Source organism: Aeromonas sp. JL9 (assembly GCF_024436075.1).
Lineage (GTDB): Bacteria > Pseudomonadota > Gammaproteobacteria > Enterobacterales > Aeromonadaceae > Aeromonas > Aeromonas veronii.
In genome coordinates this window covers 42653-59897 of sequence record NZ_JANFNV010000025.1, presented here as the reverse complement: position 1 = coordinate 59897, position 17245 = coordinate 42653, and the positions used below count along the sequence as shown (strand labels likewise).

Sequence of the window (17245 nt, the reverse complement as noted above, 5' to 3'; positions counted from 1 at the left end):
TGATGATTTTTCGTGTCATGCTGCCTATGTTGGGGTTGGCATCATTCGAATCAACTCGGTTTTGTTAGCGGCTCTTAATCATCAGACGGCGCAGGCCGCCAAATTGAAAGCCGAGCTTATCGCCGGGCAGAAGAGCGAGCTGCATCCCAGTGTGCGGGAGTACAAGAGCCCCGAGCTGATGTGGCAGACCGAGAAATTTACCATCCGCATCGACGAGTTGGACGATGGCCACTATCGCTACGCCTCCTGGGCCAGGGGCAAGACGCTCGCCGACAAGCCGGATCTGGTGCTGAAAAATGGCACTGTCAGGGTAGAGGGGACGGGGGGCAATCATACCTATCTCTTCACGAGCGGCCCCTATCGCTACGAGTGCGTTGTCACCGTATTGGGTGAGCGAGGCGTGCCACCGGGTGAGCTGGTGGTCTATAAAGACGACGTCGAGATAGTGCACCAACCGGTGATCAAGGTGCTGTGACAGCAAATCCACATAAAGAGAGATCAAGGAGCGGCCAGGTGCCGCTCTTTTGCTTTCGCAAACTGACAGATGATTCGCTAGCTTTGCGGCACCCTGACCCCTTTATCGAGATAGAGGCTACTGTAGTTGGCCCTGTGGGTGACAAACATCACCTGATGGCGGCTGCCGTCGGAGAGGATAATAAAATCCCCCGCCTGAGCGGGGCTCTGCAAGGTGATCTCCTGCTCGGGGGCGGTCAGGCGATCGACATCTTCCTTGAAAGTGAGGGTGTAAGAGTACATATGGCGCTCCACTGCTGGCTCATATCAAACACTCCGTTGAAGGTAGTTGCTGACAAGGGGGCGTGCGGCGCCCGATTGGCGCTGTTAGACCAAATAGCGGTGATGAGAACGTGCGTGGTTTCAGCTGGGTTGTTCTGCTGAGGTGCGCTTGAGGCGTTTACATCAAGGCCATTGGTATCAAAACGATGGTAAAGGGGCGAAAGGGGGATGAAAAAACCGCCAGCTGGCGGTTTCTCTTATGCGATGGACCCTACTTCAGGGCCTTCTTCAGCTTCTTGATCTTGCCTTCATGCTTGGCAATTTTCTCAAGACGAGCGGCGATCTTCTTCTTGATCTCTTTCTTGCTTGCTTTGGCCATCGGTGGCGCTCCTTTGCAGTGGGGACACATCAGGTGTCAGTGTGGGTCTTCCCTTTGACGTCCCAGAGTGCCACAGGGCTCCTTTGTGAACCAGCACTCTGTTGCTTTAATAGCCAGTTCGCTATAACTGCAAGGGGCTGAGCCAGCGCAGCAGTTGCTGGCCAACCTGCGGGTTGGCGAGCAGGGACATATGGCTGGTGCGATAGACAATCAGGGTATGGGCAGGAAGAAAAGTCAGCTGATGGCGCGCTTCGTTGTGCTGACCGAGGGCGCTGCGTAGCGGCACCAGTCCATCGCCAATCAGCCGGTCGGCCAGCAGGCTGCGCTTGGCGGCAGTGGTCGCGGCAATGGCATAGCAGTTGACACCACCGGGCAAGGGAAGCGGCTCGCGGGGATCGCGCAAGGGCGCGGCGGGGTTGGGTGCGGCGAGCGTCTCGATCACCTTGCCATGGCGCAGATCCTTGATACCAGCACTGCGCAGCCGAGCCAGTCTGACGAAGGGCTCGCTGTAGGCGGTGGCGGGCAGCAACTGCTCCAGCCAGTGACCGGCATGTTCGAGCGGTGCGCCGTGGTGGGGTGTGCCGAGAAATATCAGGTTGGCAAGGTGCGCAGGCCAGGTGAGCCCGGCTTGGCTAGCATGGTGGCAAGCGCTGCGGGCAACCAGTCCCCCCATGCTGTAGCCCATTATCGTTATCTCTTTGAGCTCTCCCGGCCAGTGGGCGAGCAGTTGCTCCAACAACAGGGCCAGTTGCTGCCCGTTTTGTGCGATGGGCAGGCCCGAGTTGTAGCGCAGGTAAAGAGGCTGATAGCCAAGTACGTTGGCAAGTTGCTCCCCGTGATTGACCGGCTTGCCTTGATGCTCGGTCTGCCACTGCAGATCGTTCATGCAGAGGCCATGGATCATCAGCAGCACCCGTCCCTCGCGGAGTAGATCCTTTGGCATCGCCTGCCAATCGAGGGGCTTGCCCTGATAGCGCAGGGTCATGGGGGTGGCGAGAGCATTGTGGTGTTCGACCAGCTTGTCCCCCAACACGCCGTTGAGGGTGGCGATCAGGGCCGCGCGTTTCGGGGTTTCGGGGATCTGGTGGGGCGGCGGTGTGGCTGGCAGGCGGCTGAGCAGATGGTTGATGCCGCTGCTTAGGTTGTTGGCGGTGCCATGTACCCCCTTGTAGACCAGCCCGGTGATCCCGGCTGTTTTTCCCTCATCCCGTCCCTTGAGCCCCATACCGCTCAGTACCGCCTGATGTACCGCTTCGGTGATCTCTACCGCGGCGGGCAGCGCCAGAGTCAGCAGGTGCGCCAACTCGCGGATATCCGAAAGATGCCAGGAAGAGGATGGCGAGGGGTCTGTGGCGTCGGTCATGGCAAGCCCTTGTGGAAGCGGGTATCGCGTTGTCGTGCCGCGAAGAGTGCAGCGTATCTCTATATCAAACCAGCTTGCGCCCTTTGTGGCGGGTTTACCAGTAACGGGCCATGCATGGCGGGGTTGATAAGAACCGCTTGCGAAGCCGGTCACGGTAATGACAGGGAAAATCACCTCTACTTCGTCATATGAAGCTACATGGAGAGGTAAGGATGTCGCTGTTTGATGAGGTGCAGGTACAGGCGCTCTGTGCAAAGTTGCTCGATAGCCAGAACGAGAAGGGGTGCTCCCTTGAAAGCAGGCATGGCCGCAAGTTGAAAGAGTTGTTGCAGACGAATTGTGGGTTAAGACCTTTTGGGCGAAGCGCTCGTCATGTATTAACCGAGGCGGGACGGGCTTATCTGATCAGACAGCTGGCGCAGGTCGTTCCCCCCGAACTGGACAAGCGTAAGCAGTTGCAACGAATGGGAGTGAGTTTGCCTGCACGGCTTAATCAGGCCTGCTTTTATGCCCTCTGGCATGGGGACAGCAAGCATTCGCGGTCAGCATCCCTTGCCGCGCCACAGCTTGCGGAATTGTCGCTCACGCAGGATGAGGTGATCCGCATCCGTACCCTCGAACCGCTCTCACTGGTCGATCAGCAGGGTCAGCAGCACGATATGACGGCAATGATGGCGCTGCTGGGGGAGTTGGCGTTGCCGGAGCGGACTCTGGGCACGCTGGCGGCCATCGGCTGGCAAGGGGAGCGGGTCATTACGGTGGAGAACAAGGGGGCCTTTGTCGACTACCCGCTGCAACCCGGGCAAATGCTGCTCTTTGCTCCCGGTCGCAATACCACCCTGGCCAAACAGCTGATCCCGCTGCTGCCTGCGGGCGTGCAGTGGGCCCATTTTGGCGATCTCGATCAACGGGGTATCGATATTGCCATCGAGCTGGCGCGTGAGCTAAATCGACCGGCCATGCTCTGGCTTCCCTGTGAGTTGCAACCTTATCTGGAGCACTATGCCCGCCCTGTTCGCACCTTTGCAACGGACAGTGGCAAGGTGCCCTGGCGTGTGACGACGCAGGCTGATCAGGTTGATGATCATGGCACGCCGGCAGGCGTTCCCTGGCTCGATAAATTTATCACAGACGGGACTTGGCTGGAGCAGGAGGTATTGATTCTGGCCCCTCATTGGCGGAGCTGGTCATTGGAAGAGATGGGCAATCAGGGGTGAAACGGGGAGCCTGTGCTCCCCGTCATTTCGTGGTCAGCTGCTTACTTGGCGTTGATGGGCCCCTTGGTGCCGGCATCATTATCGACCCAGCCATCTTCACCCTTGATGCGGCGATCCCCCTGAATGGTGTAGATGACCATGCCATCCTTGAACACCAGCGCGCCATCGGATTTCTTGGCATTGACCTTCTTGTCGTTGACCCACACCTGATCCTTGCCATCGATGCGGATATTGGCCACGGTGGCGCCGGTTTGGGGGAAGGTGGCGATCCAGTTGCCCGCATAGGGGCTGCCGCTGGTTGCCGCGTTCTCAGCCTTGGTTTTGTTGATATCGCAGCCATTGAGCTCGCTCACCTGAGTGCAGCCCGAGCGCTCCAGCTTCTGCTCATAGCTCAGATCCAGACCGCCCTCCGCGGCCGGGGCGGCCGCGCCAAATCCCGCCTTGGCATTTTCCGCTTTGGTTTTGTGAATGTCACAGCCCTGCGCCTCGGTGACCTGGGTACAACCGGATCGCTCCAGTTGCTCGGCATATTTGGCACTGATGGCGTGGGCAGGGGTGATACCGATCAGGGTCAGGGTGATGAGCAGAGCAGCATTCCTGGACATAGATAATCCCTCAAAGATGTAAGTCATGCAGGTTCATCCGCGCAGTTGCGGCAGTGAACGTCGGCCTCACCTGAGCATCCGATACAGATGCACAGCTGGCGTATTCACGTTAGCACCTTGGGCCAACCGCGCCCAGCGATGTGGCCGGAAGATAAGGCGAGAGGTGATACGGGAGTGCAGGGGCGGCGAGATGGCCGAGACATTTCTGCAGAAGAGGTCGTAACAAAAGAGCAAGTCACTGCACGGCATTATCATAATGATAACGGTCAGCGCGGTTATATCATTTCAGCCCCTGAAACTGACCGTTGATGATAATTCTCAGCGACGCAGGGATATTGCCTCTGATTATTATCACTCGGCTATTTTATGGCTTGGCCGTTCCGCTCACCTTTTTATGGAATAAATCGCTGAAATAACCGCCGTTTTTGTGCTCTGCATCACAAACTTTCGCCATTTATTAATATCTGCCTGCATTTTTTTAGTTTGGCACGCTTATTGATTGCCTTACATCGACGCTAACCGATGAGCTCACCCACAACCGGGATGCTGGTGACATCGTGAGTGAAAGGGGAGCTATCCATATCTCATCCAATGATTGGGGCGAACGATGAAAGCAGTTAACGAATTAATCAAAGAGATCAGAGCACTCAAATCCAACCTGCATGAAAAAGATTTTCTGCTGACCTGGGAACAAACTCCTCAGGAGCTGGAGCTGGTATTGAAACTGGCCGAATCCCTCAAGACCCTGCGCGCCGAAAATATCTCTACCAAACTGTTTAATAGCGGGCTCGGTATCTCGGTTTTCCGCGATAACTCCACCCGAACCCGCTTCTCTTACGCCTCCGCCCTCAACCTGCTCGGTCTGGCCCAGCAGGATTTGGATGAGGGCAAATCCCAGATCGCCCACGGCGAGACCGTCCGTGAAACGGCCAACATGATCTCGTTTTGCGCAGATGCCATCGGCATCCGTGACGACATGTTCCTCGGTGCCGGTAACGCCTATATGCGTGAAGTGGGCGCGGCACTGGATGAAGGGTTCGAGAAGGGGGTACTGCCCCAGCGTCCGGCACTGGTCAACCTGCAGTGCGACATTGATCACCCGACTCAGTCGATGGCTGATCTCGCCTGGTTGCAGGAGCACTTCGGCAGCCTGGAGAGCCTCAAGGGCAAGAAGATTGCCATGACCTGGGCCTACTCCCCGAGCTACGGCAAGCCGCTCTCCGTGCCGCAGGGCATCATAGGTCTGATGACACGCTTTGGCATGGACGTGACCCTGGCCCATCCGGAAGGCTATGACCTGATCCCGGACGTGATCGAAGTGGCCAAGGAGAACGCCAAGGCCTCCGGCGGCAGCTTCCGTCAGGTCACCTCCATGGAAGAGGCGTTCAAGGATGCGGATATCGTCTATCCCAAGTCCTGGGCTCCCTACAAGGTGATGGAGCAGCGCACCGAGTTGCTGCGTGCCAATGACCACGCCGGCCTGAAAGATCTGGAAAAACACTGCCTGGAGCAGAACGCCAAGCACAAGGATTGGCACTGCACCGAGGAGATGATGAAGCTCACCAAGGGTGGCGAAGCGCTCTATATGCACTGCCTGCCGGCCGATATTTCCGGCGTCTCCTGCAAAGAGGGCGAAGTGACCGAAGGGGTATTCGAGAAATACCGTATCGCCACCTACAAAGAGGCGAGCTGGAAGCCCTATATTATCGCCGCCATGATCATGGCCCGTAAATTCTCCGCCCCGGCAGAGACCCTGGAAAATCTGATTAAAGAGGCGCAAAAACGGGTGAAATAAATAACAGCAGGGCAGGGTGAATATTCATCCTGCCCACGCTGTCGAATTCATTATTTCGAGTTTTCTCCCCGTGGTATCTGAATAACGGATCTCCCGGCGAGGCAGCTCTTTGTCAGGTAACGCCTAGTGAGGTAAGCATGTCCCAATTTTCGCTGAAGATGGATATTGCCGATAACCGCTTTTTTACCGCCGAGCCATCACTGCTGTTTTCCCGTGTTGAAGCACAAAAAGCTCGCGCTTTTCATAAAAAACTGGCCGGTTATGAGCCGACCCCATTGTGCGACCTGAAAGATCTGGCCGCCTATATCGGGGTGAAAAATATATTGGTCAAGGATGAGTCAAAGCGCTTTGGCCTCAATGCCTTCAAGATGCTGGGTGGCGTTTATGCCATCGCCAACCTGCTCTGTGAAAAATACGGGGTGGCCATCGAGGAGTTCTCCTTCGATCTCATCAAACGCACCATCAAGGAGCCGATGACCTTCGCCACCACCACAGATGGCAACCATGGTCGCGGCGTTGCCTGGGCCGCCAAGCAGGTGGGTCAGCATGCGGTGGTCTACATGCCCAAGGGCTCGGCCCAGGAGCGGGTGGATCACATCCTCAACCTCGGTGCCGAGTGCATTGTCACCGATATGAACTACGACGATACCGTGCGCCTGACCATGAAGATGGCCGAAGAGCGCGGCTGGCACATAGTGCAGGACACCGCCTGGGAGGGCTACACCAAGATCCCGACCTGGATCATGCAGGGTTACTCCACTCTGGCCGACGAAGCGGTCGAGCAGATGCAGGCCATGGGCATCAAGCAGCCCACCCACGTGCTGCTGCAAGCCGGGGTCGGGGCGCTGGCGGGCGGCGTGCTCGGCTATCTGGTGGACTGCTTCGGGGCGAAAAACCTGCACAGCATAGTCGTCGAGCCGGATCAGGCCGACTGCATCTACCGCTCCGGTGTGGCGGGGGAGATGGTCAACGTGGGGGGCGACATGCGCACCATCATGGCGGGTCTCGCCTGCGGTGAACCCAATCCGCTTGGCTGGCCGCTGCTCAGAAGCTGCACCACCCAGTTCATCTCCTGCCACGACAAGGTGTCGGCGCTGGGCATGCGGGTGCTGGGCAACCCCCTTGGCAATGATCCGCGCATTATCTCCGGCGAATCCGGCTCGGTCGGTACCGGCGTGCTGGCGGCAGTGCGTCACCACCCTGATCGCGCGGCGCTGATGACTCGCCTCGGACTGGATAGCAACTCGGTCGTGCTGATCATCAACACCGAAGGGGACACCGATGTGACCCACTATCGGGAAGTGGTGTGGGAAGGCAAACATCCCGCCTGCGAGTAACCTCGGCTGCGAGTAAGCAACCACGAATCAAAGAACTGATCGCGCCTCGCCAACGGGGCGCGGTAACGGGCACAGGGCGCTGCCGATGAACAGGCCGCGCACTCTCAGTTGTTATGGAGAATCACAATGAGCAAGCAAATTCCGTTTGAAATGGTGTTGGAGAAGGCCTACCAGTACAAGGCCGAGATGAGTCAGTTCCTGCGCGACATGATCGCCATCCCGAGCGAGAGCTGCGATGAAGAGCGCGTGGTGCTGCGCATCAAGCAGGAGATGGAGAAGGTTGGCTTTGACAAGGTCGAGATCGACCCCATGGGCAACGTGCTGGGCTATATCGGCCACGGTCCGCACCTGATCGCCATGGATGCCCATATCGATACCGTCGGTGTCGGCAACCGCGCCAACTGGACCTTCGACCCCTATGAGGGGATGGAGGATCACGAGATCATCGGCGGTCGCGGCGCATCTGACCAAGAAGGCGGCATGGCCTCCATGGTTTATGCCGGCAAGATCATCAAGGATCTGGGACTGGAAGATCAGTACACCCTGCTGGTGACCGGTACCGTGCAGGAAGAGGATTGTGACGGTCTCTGCTGGCAGTACATCATCGAGCAGAGCAAGATCCGCCCCGAGTTCGTGGTCAGTACCGAACCGACCGACTGCCAGATCTACCGTGGCCAACGCGGCCGCATGGAGATCCGCGTCGAGGTGCAGGGCGTCAGCTGCCACGGCTCTGCGCCGGAGCGCGGTGACAATGCCATCTTCAAGATGGGCCCGATCCTCGGCGAATTGCAGGAGCTGAGCCACAACCTCGGCAACGATGACTTCCTCGGCAAGGGCACCCTGACCGTCTCCGAGATCTTCTTCACCTCGCCAAGCCGCTGCGCCGTGGCCGACAGCTGCGCCGTCTCCATCGACCGTCGTCTGACCTGGGGCGAGACCTGGCAAGGTGCGCTGGACGAGATCCGTGCCCTGCCAGCGGTAAAAGCCGCCGGTGCCGAGGTCTCCATGTACCAGTACGATCGTCCGGCCTACACCGGTCTGGTCTACCCGACCGAGTGCTACTTCCCGACCTGGAAAGTGGAAGAGGATCACATCACCGTCAAAACCCTCTCCAAGGCGTACACCCAGCTGTTCAACAAGGCGCCGGTGGTGGACAAGTGGACCTTCTCGACCAACGGGGTCTCCATCATGGGTCGCCACGGCATTCCGGTCATCGGTTTTGGTCCGGGTAAAGAGCCGGAAGCCCATGCGCCGAACGAGAAGACCTGGAAAGAGCATCTGGTCAAGTGCGCCGCCATGTACGCCGTGATCCCCATGCTCTATCTGGCCGAGCTGGACAAGTAAGGGGTCTGCCGGGCGGTGACTGCTATCGCCGTCCGGCTGTGGCAAATGTGGCAAGTGCCCCGTCTGTGTTGAGGCGGGGCCTTGCTGTTTGAAGCGATGTGATGTTCGAGGTGGTGGGGATGAAACGGCTGATCAAGAACGGCGTGCTGGTCGATGCACAGGGTGAATATCGTCAGGATCTGCTGATCGAGAACGGGGTGATCCGCGCGCGCGCCGCCGCTATCCAGCCCGATAGCGAAACCGAGGTGATCGATGCCAGCGGCTGCTATGTAATGCCGGGTGGCATCGACGTCCACACCCACTTCAACATCGATGTCGGGATTGCCCGCAGTTGCGATGACTTTTTCAGCGGTACCCGTGCCGCCGCCTGTGGTGGCACCACCACCATCATCGACCACATGGGATTTGGCCCGGCGGGGTGCAATCTGCATCACCAGCTGGCCCGCTATCACGACTACGCCGCCGATCAGGCGGTGGTCGACTACAGCTTTCACGGCGTGATCCAGCATGTGGATGACGCCATCCTTATTGAGATGGCCGCCATGGTGCAGGAGGAGGGGATCAGCAGCTTCAAGCTCTATCTCACCTACCAGTACAAGCTGGGGGACCATGACGTGCTGCGCGCCCTGGCCCGCCTCAAGGAGGTGGGGGCGCTCGCCACCGTCCATCCCGAGAATGATGCCGCCATCGCGGCGCGCCGGGCGGCCCTGCTCGCCGCTGGCCATCATGAGCCCTGGTATCACCCTCAAAGCCGCCCGCTGGAGTGCGAGGCGGAGGCCATCGCCCGGATGATCAATCTGGCGGGGCTCGCTGGCAATGCGCCGCTCTATATCGTCCACCTTTCAAACGGACTGGGGCTGGAGTATCTGAAACTGGCGCGCCGTCAGGGCCAGCGAGTCTGGGTGGAGACCTGCCCGCAATATCTGCTTTTGGATGATTCCTGCTACTACCGGGAGAACGGAGTCGACTATCTGCTCAGCCCGCCGCTGCGCTCGCGCCGCGAGCAGGACAAGCTGTGGGTCGGTATCGCAGCTGGCGACATCGACACGGTGGCGACCGATCACTGCAACTTCTCCCACGCCCAGCGCATGACCCTCTCGGGCGGCGATTTCAGCCGCTGCCCCAACGGCTTGCCCGGGGTCGAGAACCGGATGCTGCTGCTGTTTGCCCACGGGGTGCTCGGAGGGCGCATCTCGCCATCACGCTTCGTGGCCCTCACCAGCGCCAACCCGGCGCGCCTGTTTGGCCTCTGGCCGCGCAAGGGCAATCTGCAACCGGGGGCCGACGCCGATCTGGTGCTGATGGATCCCCGTGGCGAGACCCTGATTTCCCATCAACAGTTGCACGACAACGGCGACTACAGCCCCTATGAGGGGATGCGCTGTCCCGGCCAGATCAGGATGACCCTCAGTCGCGGCGAGATCGTGGCCCGCGACGGCGAATTTACCGGACAACGGGGGCATGGCCGCTTTCTGGCCAGAGAGCCCTTTGATCCGGCGTTGGTGCCTGATCTGCACTTGCCTTGCCCCGCGGTTGCTGGCTGACAATCCGTTCGAAACAGACAGTGCAGCAAGGTTATGTGAACAACGAAAGGTGGGCCGGTATTGCGCCGGCTTGTCCCATCACTGGAGATAACAAGATGAAACAGAGAATCGTACTGGCCCTTGGTGGCAATGCGCTGGGCAACAACCTGCCCGAGCAGATGAAGGCGGTGCAGAGCACGGCGCACACTATCGCCGACCTTATCGCCCAAGGGCACGAGGTGGTGGTCACCCACGGCAACGGGCCGCAGGTGGGGATGATCCAGCAGGCGTTCGAAGTGGCGGCCCGCCACGAGCCAAAATCCCCCCATCTGCCCATGTCGGTCTGCGTGGCCCTGAGTCAGGGTTATATCGGTTATGACCTGCAAAATGCCCTGCGCGAAGCCTTGCTGGAACGCGGCATTCACAAGCCGGTTGCCACGCTGGTGACGCAAGTTGAGGTGGATAAAAATGATCCCGCCTTCCTCGACCCCAGCAAGCCCATCGGCGGTTTCTTCAGCAAGGAGGAGGCCGAGGCGCTGATGGCCAAGGGCGAGCGGCTCAAAGAGGACGCCGGTCGCGGCTATCGCCGGGTAGTGGCCTCTCCCAAACCCGTCGACATCATCGAGAAGGAGACCGTCTCCGCCATGCTGGCAGCCGGTCAGGTGGTGATCACAGTTGGTGGCGGCGGCATTCCGGTGCTGCGCGAAGGCAATCACCTGCGCGGAGCCAGTGCGGTGATCGATAAGGATTGGGCCAGTGCCAAGCTGGCGGAACTGATTGACGCCGACATGCTGATCATCCTTACCGCGGTAGAGAAGGTTGCCATCAACTTCGGCAAGCCCGAGGTGCTGTGGCTCGATACCCTGAGCGTGGCCGATGCCAACAGCTTTATCGCCCAGGGGCAGTTTGCCAAAGGCTCCATGCTGCCCAAGGTGGAGGCGGCGCTCTCGTTCGCCACATCCTTGCCAGGGCGCAAATCTCTCATCACCCTGCTGGAGAAGGCAGCCGAGGGGATCGCAGGCAAGACCGGGACCGTGATCAGCCTGTAGCGTGCTGCGCGATGACGGGTTGATAGACAGGGGGCCTTGGCCCCCTGCTGTTTTTGGCTCGGGCGCTGCCGTGGCTGAGGTCGATTTGCTCACAGGCAATTTGCCCATAGGCTATTCGCCCGTAGGGAATGGGCAGCCCGCCAGCACAGGGGTAAGATAGCCACCCCGATAAGGGTTGGCCCATCGGAACAAAAGGCGAAAGGCAGAGCTATGCGTGGTGAGAGATGAGTGGAAAGATCAATATGGCGGCGCTGGGGGGGTTAGTCCTGCTCACCGCTATCTGGAGTTACAGCTGGATCGTGATGAAGCAGGTGATGCTCTACGCGGGGGCCTTCGAGTTCACCGCCCTGCGCTGCCTGTGCGGATCTCTGGTTCTGCTGCTGGTGTTGGCCCTGCGCGGGCGCCGTTATCTCAAACCCACCCCGTTTCGCTATACCCTGGCCATCGCCCTGTTCCAGACCTGCGGCATGGTGGGGCTGGCCCAGTGGGCACTGATCAGCGGTGGGGCGGGCAAGGTGGCCATTTTGAGTTACACCATGCCGTTTTGGGTGGTGATCTTCGCGGCGCTCTTTCTGGGGGAGCGGATGCGCAAGCTGCACTATCTGGCGGTCGGGGTGGCGGCCTGCGGGTTGCTGTTGGTGATCCAGCCCTGGCAGCTGCACCTTGAATCCCTCAAGAGCGCGCTCTTGGCGATCCTCTCCGGCATCTGCTGGGGGATCAGCGCCATCATCGCCAAGCGGATGTATGCCCGCCACCCTTCGGTGGATCTGATGTCCCTCACCACCTGGCAGATGATCTACGCAACCATAGTGATGGCACTGGTGGCGTGGCTGGTGCCGGAGCGCCCCATCGACTGGCAGCCCTACGTGATGGGGGCGCTGGCCTATAGCGCCATCTTCGCCACCGCCATCGCCTGGAGTCTCTGGCTGTTTGTGTTGAAAAAACTGCCAGCGGGGATTGCCAGCCTCAGCACTCTGGCGGTGCCGGTGACCGGTGTGCTGCTCTCCTGGTGGCTGCTGGGGGAAAACCCGGGGCCGGTGGAGGGGAGCGGCATCGCCCTTATCGTACTGGCGCTGTTGGTGATTAGCCGCAAGGGCAAGCGCTCCGTGGTATCGGTGGCGGGGGAGACCCGTATCAAGCACGGCTGAGTGACAACAGGCTGGCCAGTGGCACGATAAATGGCTCTCAAAAGAGCCCACGACAGGGAACTTGCCCCTCGTTACAATGGCGCTACATAGCTGTGTTGACGCGCAGGTATTTGATTCATTTTGATTATTTCAACAAACGTAACGGCAAGGATGAAACCGTATGATGACGCTGGTGTGGTTGGCCGTGGGGCTGGTGTGTCTGGTGATGGGGGCCGAATCTCTGGTGCGGGGGGCGGCGCGCCTTGCCACCATGATGGGCATCTCCCCGTTGGTGGTGGGTTTGACCATAGTGGCTTTTGGTACCAGTGCCCCCGAACTGGCGGTGAGCATCCAGTCGGGCCTCGAGGGGCAGGCGGGGATCGCCGTGGGTAACGTGGTCGGCAGCAATATTTTCAACGTGCTGTTTATTTTAGGTATTTCGGCACTGATCGTACCGTTGACCGTCTCCCAGCAACTGGTACGTCTCGACGTTCCCTTGATGATAGTGGTCTCTTTTCTGGTGTTGTTGCTGGGCTACGATGGCCGTATTGCGCCACTGGAAGGGGCGCTGCTGTTTGCCGGCATCATCGCCTACACCGGGTTTCTCTTTGTCCAGAGTCGACGGGAAAACAAAGCGGTGCAGGCGGAGTACGAGCAGGAGTTTGGTACCCGTGAAGCGAGTACGGCGGGCAACTGGTTGCGCAATCTGCTCTTTATTGCCGCAGGTCTGGGTCTGCTGATCCTCGGCTCCCGCCTGCTGGTTGGCAGTGCAGTGGAGATTGCTCACTACTTCGGGGTGAGCGATCTGATCATCGGCTTGACCATAGTGGCGGCCGGTACCTCCTTGCCCGAAGTGGTGACCTCCATCGTTGCAGCCCTGCGCGGGGAGCGGGATATCGCTGTGGGGAACGTGGTGGGCAGCAATATCTTCAATATCCTCTGCGTGCTGGGGCTTACCTCCATCGTCACTCCCGGTGGGCTTGAAGTGTCGGCCACCGCTCTTCAGTTCGATATTCCGGTAATGATTGCGGTGGCGCTTGCCTGCCTGCCCATCTTCTTTACCGGTTACACCATCGCCCGCTGGGAAGGGGCGCTGTTTCTGGCCTACTACATCGGCTACACCTGCTGGCTGATCCTCCACGCTACATCCAGTCCGCTGCAAGGTCAGTTCAGCGCAGCGCTAACCGGTTTTGTATTGCCGCTCACCGCCATCACTCTGGTTGTGCTGGCGGTGCGAGCCTGGCGATTGCAACGAACCCGGTCGTGATGCAGGTTCTCCTGATGTAAAGGTGCTGCATCAACCGACAGGCCGAAAAAAGCCCCACCATCATGGTGGGGCTTTTGCTTGGTGCTGAACTTGGTGCTGAAGAGGGACGCGAAGAGCCGTTATCGGCGCTGGGCCAGATGCATCATGGCTTCCAGCACGGCGCCGCCGATGGCGCGAGCCTTGTCAGAGACGGTGGTGGCATCGGCGCGCTCGCCGCGCGGGTCGATATCGCCAATCTTGAAGCCGACCGGCACTTCGATGCCATCGCTGAGCAGTCCCCGCACCATGCCCGAGAGCGGCGCGATAATGGGAGCGTCCTCCACATGGGCGATTACATCCCCCTCCTGCACCAGATCGCCGAGCTTGATAATGCTCTTCATCACTCCGGCGACGGGGGCTCGCACCACCCGGCGTGCGGAGTGCCCCTCGATCACTCCGGGAATGCCGGTGTTAGGCTGGGCGGGGCCCTGATAGATGACACGCCCCAGATGGTGGCCACGGTTGGTCTCGATCACCGCATCGCAGTCGCGCCCCGCCTCAAAGCCCGGGCCAAGGGCCACCGTAATGGGGGCCATCTCCTTGTGGGTGCCGAGGTTCTGCTTGGCGAGGATGGCATCCACCAGATAGCGGGGCTTGAGCTCGGCGAGGGTGGCGCAGTCGGGGTCAACCAGCAGCGGAATGATGCCCCGATCCAGCTGCTCGAACGCCTGTTCGACGCTCTCAACCCGCTTGGCGCGCACTCCCTCGACACTGGTTTCGCCGTCGAACATCCCCTGGGCGAAGGCGACGGTGCGGCGGATCACCGTGGGTTTGTCGAGATCCAGCATCACCACTTTGAAGCCCGCATTGTGCAGCCGCAACGCGACGCCGGTGGCGATATCGCCGGAGCCGCGCATCACCACCAGTTGATCCCGCTTAAGGCGCACGTCATCCTGCATCAGCCCACCCGATTTGCCGTTTTTCACCTGCAGCAGCTCGGCGAGGATGCTGATGGCGATCTCCTCGGGGGTTTCGGCACCTATGTTGTAGCCGATGGGGGCGTGCAGCCGCTGCAACTGCTCCAGACTCACCCCTTGTTGGCGCAGCGCCTGGGTGAAGGTCTGCACCTTGCGCTTGCTGGCGAGCAGCCCCAGATAGGCGAGGGGGCGATTGATGAGCCGCTCCAGCGCCTCCTTGTCCTGATGGTTGGTGGCGATGATGACGAAGTTGACGGGCTCGATGGCCAGCGCCTCGATCACCGCGCTGATGGTATCAGCCTGTTTGAGGTGAGTGCCGACGGGGAAGTTATCGGGATTGAGGCTCCCTTCAAAACAGTCACCCACATGGATATCAAAACCCAGTGGCGCGGCGGCATGGGCCAGCGCCCGGTTGACGTGACCGGCGCCGATCAGTACCAGACGGGGGCGCAGGCCATAGACATCGATGTAGACCGACATGGCGCCGCCACAATCCGACCCGACCGCATGTTCGCCGTTGCGCGCCATCCGGCCGTGGAAGATGCGCGGCTTGCGCTCGGCAATGGCGGCCATCGCTTCCTCGATCACCAGCCGCTCGATCATGCCGCCGCCGATGGTGCCGAGGATCTGGCCATCGGCCATTACCAGCATCTGGGCCTGATGGCGGGGGGTGGAGCCACGGCTCTCGATGATCTGGGCCATGGCAAAGGGAATGTTCTCCTGTTCCAGTCGGGCTGCGTGTGCAAACAGATTCATAAGGTACCTCTTCTTATCCTTAAACCATCATGGGCGAGGCGGCTGAGCCTCATCCTGAGCGAAGTAACCGAGTGCGTGGCGAATGGGCTGTGGCTCGCGAACCGCCCCCTGCCAGATGGCATAGATCTCGGGGTGGCGGCTATGCAGCTTTATCAATTCATCGAGCCACGACGCCTCATTTTGATAATCCCCATTGATAAACCAGATCCGGCGCGCCCTGGCCGGGGTGCCCTTGAACAGCCCCTCGGGGTGGGAGAGCAGCTGGTGAAACAGGGCCCAGTCGAGGGGGTCACCGGCCTCTATCCCGCACAGGGCCTGAAGCTCTGCCCAGCGGTGGATCTGCTGCGGGTCGGCCTTGGCCCCCACCATGGCGCCGCCCGTTAGGGCGATCACCCAATCACTGTGCTGAGGAATGCAAGGTTCGTGCAAAGCGGGCACTTTCAATAACTTGTGATGGGCGCCATCCGCTTCGACCAGGATCAGATCGAAGCGCTGCTGCCCCTTGATGAGATCAATCTGCTGGGGCGTGGGGCCCGCCACCTTTCCGGTGCGCTCGTCGAGATGGCTGAACAGGGCAACCAGCGCCGGGCCATCCGGGAGCGCCTGACAGCGGGTAAGTTGACGAACGGGATCCGTCTCGATAATCAATTCCCGATAGTGTGACGGGGCAGGCAGAAACATCCTGGTGGTGGTGGTAATTAGCACCCTTTTACCCTGTTGATAAAAATATTCCGCCAGCCAGAACAGGGTGCTGGTTTTTCCACCGGCGCCGCAGAGGCTAATTAAGGTGGTATGGCTATCAATATTTTTGGTGAGCGGGTTTAATAGCGGATCTATATCTGGAAATGCGATAGCAACAACATGTGGGTGCGACATAATGACGACCAAAATAAATATCGAAGGGAGTGGAAAACAACGTTGCCAGGAACAAGTGCAGTGTGACTGTATAATAACGGCGGCGGGTTTATCTTCCCGAATGGGTACATGGAAAATGATGCTACCTTATTGCCAGGGGACAATGCTTGATGCAAGTCTCAAAAATGCCCTGGCTTTTTGTCAGCGCGTTATTCTGGTGGTGGGCTATCGTGGCGAGGAACTTCAAGGGCGTTATGGAGCACGGCCGGATATTGTTGTTGTCCACAATCCCGACTATCGGCAGGGGCTGGGCAGCTCCATCCGCTCTGCCCTGGCGGCCAGTGACGCTGACTACCTCTTTATCAGCCATGGGGATCTCCCCTGTATCCCGCGCGATGTCTATCAACAGCTCTGGCAGGCACGGGGCTGTGAGATACTCTTTCCCACCTGGCAGGGGGAGGCGGGTCATCCGGTGTTGCTGCCAAAATCCCTTGCCCGCGAGTTGGCAGCGGCCCCGGTGCAGTCGTCGGTACGGCGCTGGTTGCAAGGGCATCCCCACCGTATGGTGCCCGTCGACAGCCCCGCCATCCTGTTTGATGTGGATACCCCGGAGCGCTATCAGGCGCTGCTGGGTGGCATTCTTGAAAATGAGAGCGAGCCCACGAAATAACCCAGTTTAAAAAGATAACGGTGAGATAAATGGCGTATCAAAGTGATATTTCTCGCACTTGATCTGATAGGGCGAGTTCTTTTTGAACTGCTCATTAAGTAAATTTCAGAGTGATTGATAACTACTCGCAATACCCATAATGGTGGCATCGTAAATTCTCTCCATTAATTGGAGCTGTCTCACGCTTTTACCGTAAAAAATAGTTTTGTAACTGTAGTGGCCTGATTGTTGCTCTTCTCCTTGCCAAGGGGGAACACCCGTGCGGGA

Annotated in this window: 14 protein-coding genes and 1 pseudogene; 10 read left to right on the top strand and 5 right to left on the bottom strand. The window is 59.3% G+C overall.

Going from position 1 to position 17245, the window contains the following annotated elements; all coding sequences use genetic code 11:
* Positions 1–475: pseudogene (locus NOM06_RS16135) on the top strand (hypothetical protein); the annotation flags it as partial.
* A 77-nt stretch (positions 476–552) separates the two neighbouring features.
* Here NOM06_RS16135 and NOM06_RS16130 read toward each other — a convergent pair.
* A complete protein-coding gene (locus NOM06_RS16130; RefSeq protein ID WP_110303762.1) occupies positions 553–756 on the bottom strand; it encodes a hypothetical protein in 204 nt (67 codons plus the stop codon).
* Between the two features lie 479 nt (positions 757–1235).
* A complete protein-coding gene (locus tag NOM06_RS16125; RefSeq protein ID WP_255912340.1) occupies positions 1236–2477 on the bottom strand; it encodes a triacylglycerol lipase in 1242 nt (413 codons plus the stop codon).
* A gap of 212 nt (positions 2478–2689) precedes the next feature.
* On the opposite strand from NOM06_RS16125, the gene NOM06_RS16120 reads away from it, so the two are divergent.
* On the top strand, positions 2690–3694 hold the full coding sequence (locus NOM06_RS16120) for a Wadjet anti-phage system protein JetD domain-containing protein (protein WP_255912339.1): 1005 nt from the start codon (positions 2690–2692) through the stop codon (positions 3692–3694).
* Between the two features lie 41 nt (positions 3695–3735).
* Here NOM06_RS16120 and NOM06_RS16115 read toward each other — a convergent pair whose 3' ends face one another.
* The gene (locus tag NOM06_RS16115; RefSeq protein ID WP_255912338.1) at positions 3736–4299 is read right to left on the bottom strand and encodes a hypothetical protein; all 564 of its coding nucleotides are present in this window, start codon (positions 4297–4299) and stop codon (positions 3736–3738) included.
* Positions 4300–4906: 607 nt separating this feature from the next.
* Here NOM06_RS16115 and ygeW point away from each other — a divergent pair.
* The 7 genes from ygeW to NOM06_RS16080 all read left to right on the top strand — a co-directional run bounded on the left by ygeW (position 4907) and on the right by NOM06_RS16080 (position 13741).
* Positions 4907–6094: a knotted carbamoyltransferase YgeW gene (ygeW, locus tag NOM06_RS16110; RefSeq protein WP_058051514.1), complete on the top strand. Its 1188-nt coding sequence runs from the start codon at positions 4907–4909 to the stop codon at positions 6092–6094.
* Positions 6095–6231: 137 nt separating this feature from the next.
* Positions 6232–7431: a diaminopropionate ammonia-lyase gene (gene dpaL / locus NOM06_RS16105; RefSeq protein WP_255912337.1), complete on the top strand. Its 1200-nt coding sequence runs from the start codon at positions 6232–6234 to the stop codon at positions 7429–7431.
* Between the two features lie 126 nt (positions 7432–7557).
* Positions 7558–8775, top strand: coding sequence for a YgeY family selenium metabolism-linked hydrolase (locus tag NOM06_RS16100; RefSeq protein WP_139709397.1), 1218 nt, complete (start codon positions 7558–7560; stop codon positions 8773–8775).
* A gap of 119 nt (positions 8776–8894) precedes the next feature.
* Entirely contained in the window at positions 8895–10319 is a 1425-nt protein-coding gene (hydA, locus tag NOM06_RS16095) for a dihydropyrimidinase (protein WP_255912336.1), read from the top strand.
* Between the two features lie 95 nt (positions 10320–10414).
* On the top strand, positions 10415–11347 hold the full coding sequence (gene arcC / locus NOM06_RS16090) for a carbamate kinase (RefSeq protein ID WP_255912335.1): 933 nt from the start codon (positions 10415–10417) through the stop codon (positions 11345–11347).
* 224 nt (positions 11348–11571) lie between these two features.
* Positions 11572–12495, top strand: coding sequence for a DMT family transporter (locus NOM06_RS16085; protein ID WP_255912333.1), 924 nt, complete (start codon positions 11572–11574; stop codon positions 12493–12495).
* Between the two features lie 160 nt (positions 12496–12655).
* Complete coding sequence (locus NOM06_RS16080; protein ID WP_255912331.1) at positions 12656–13741, top strand: calcium/sodium antiporter; 1086 nt, start codon at positions 12656–12658, stop codon at positions 13739–13741.
* 119 nt (positions 13742–13860) lie between these two features.
* Here NOM06_RS16080 and yqeB read toward each other — a convergent pair whose 3' ends face one another.
* Both yqeB and yqeC read right to left on the bottom strand, forming a co-directional pair.
* Complete coding sequence (gene yqeB, locus NOM06_RS16075; protein WP_255912329.1) at positions 13861–15453, bottom strand: selenium-dependent molybdenum cofactor biosynthesis protein YqeB; 1593 nt, start codon at positions 15451–15453, stop codon at positions 13861–13863.
* Positions 15454–15480: 27 nt separating this feature from the next.
* The gene (gene yqeC, locus NOM06_RS16070; RefSeq protein WP_255912327.1) at positions 15481–16329 is read right to left on the bottom strand and encodes a selenium cofactor biosynthesis protein YqeC; all 849 of its coding nucleotides are present in this window, start codon (positions 16327–16329) and stop codon (positions 15481–15483) included.
* A 1-nt stretch (position 16330) separates the two neighbouring features.
* Here yqeC and mocA point away from each other — a divergent pair, with 1 nt between their 5' ends.
* Positions 16331–16978: a molybdenum cofactor cytidylyltransferase gene (gene mocA / locus NOM06_RS16065; RefSeq protein ID WP_255912326.1), complete on the top strand. Its 648-nt coding sequence runs from the start codon at positions 16331–16333 to the stop codon at positions 16976–16978.
* Positions 16979–17245 lie beyond the last annotated feature (267 nt).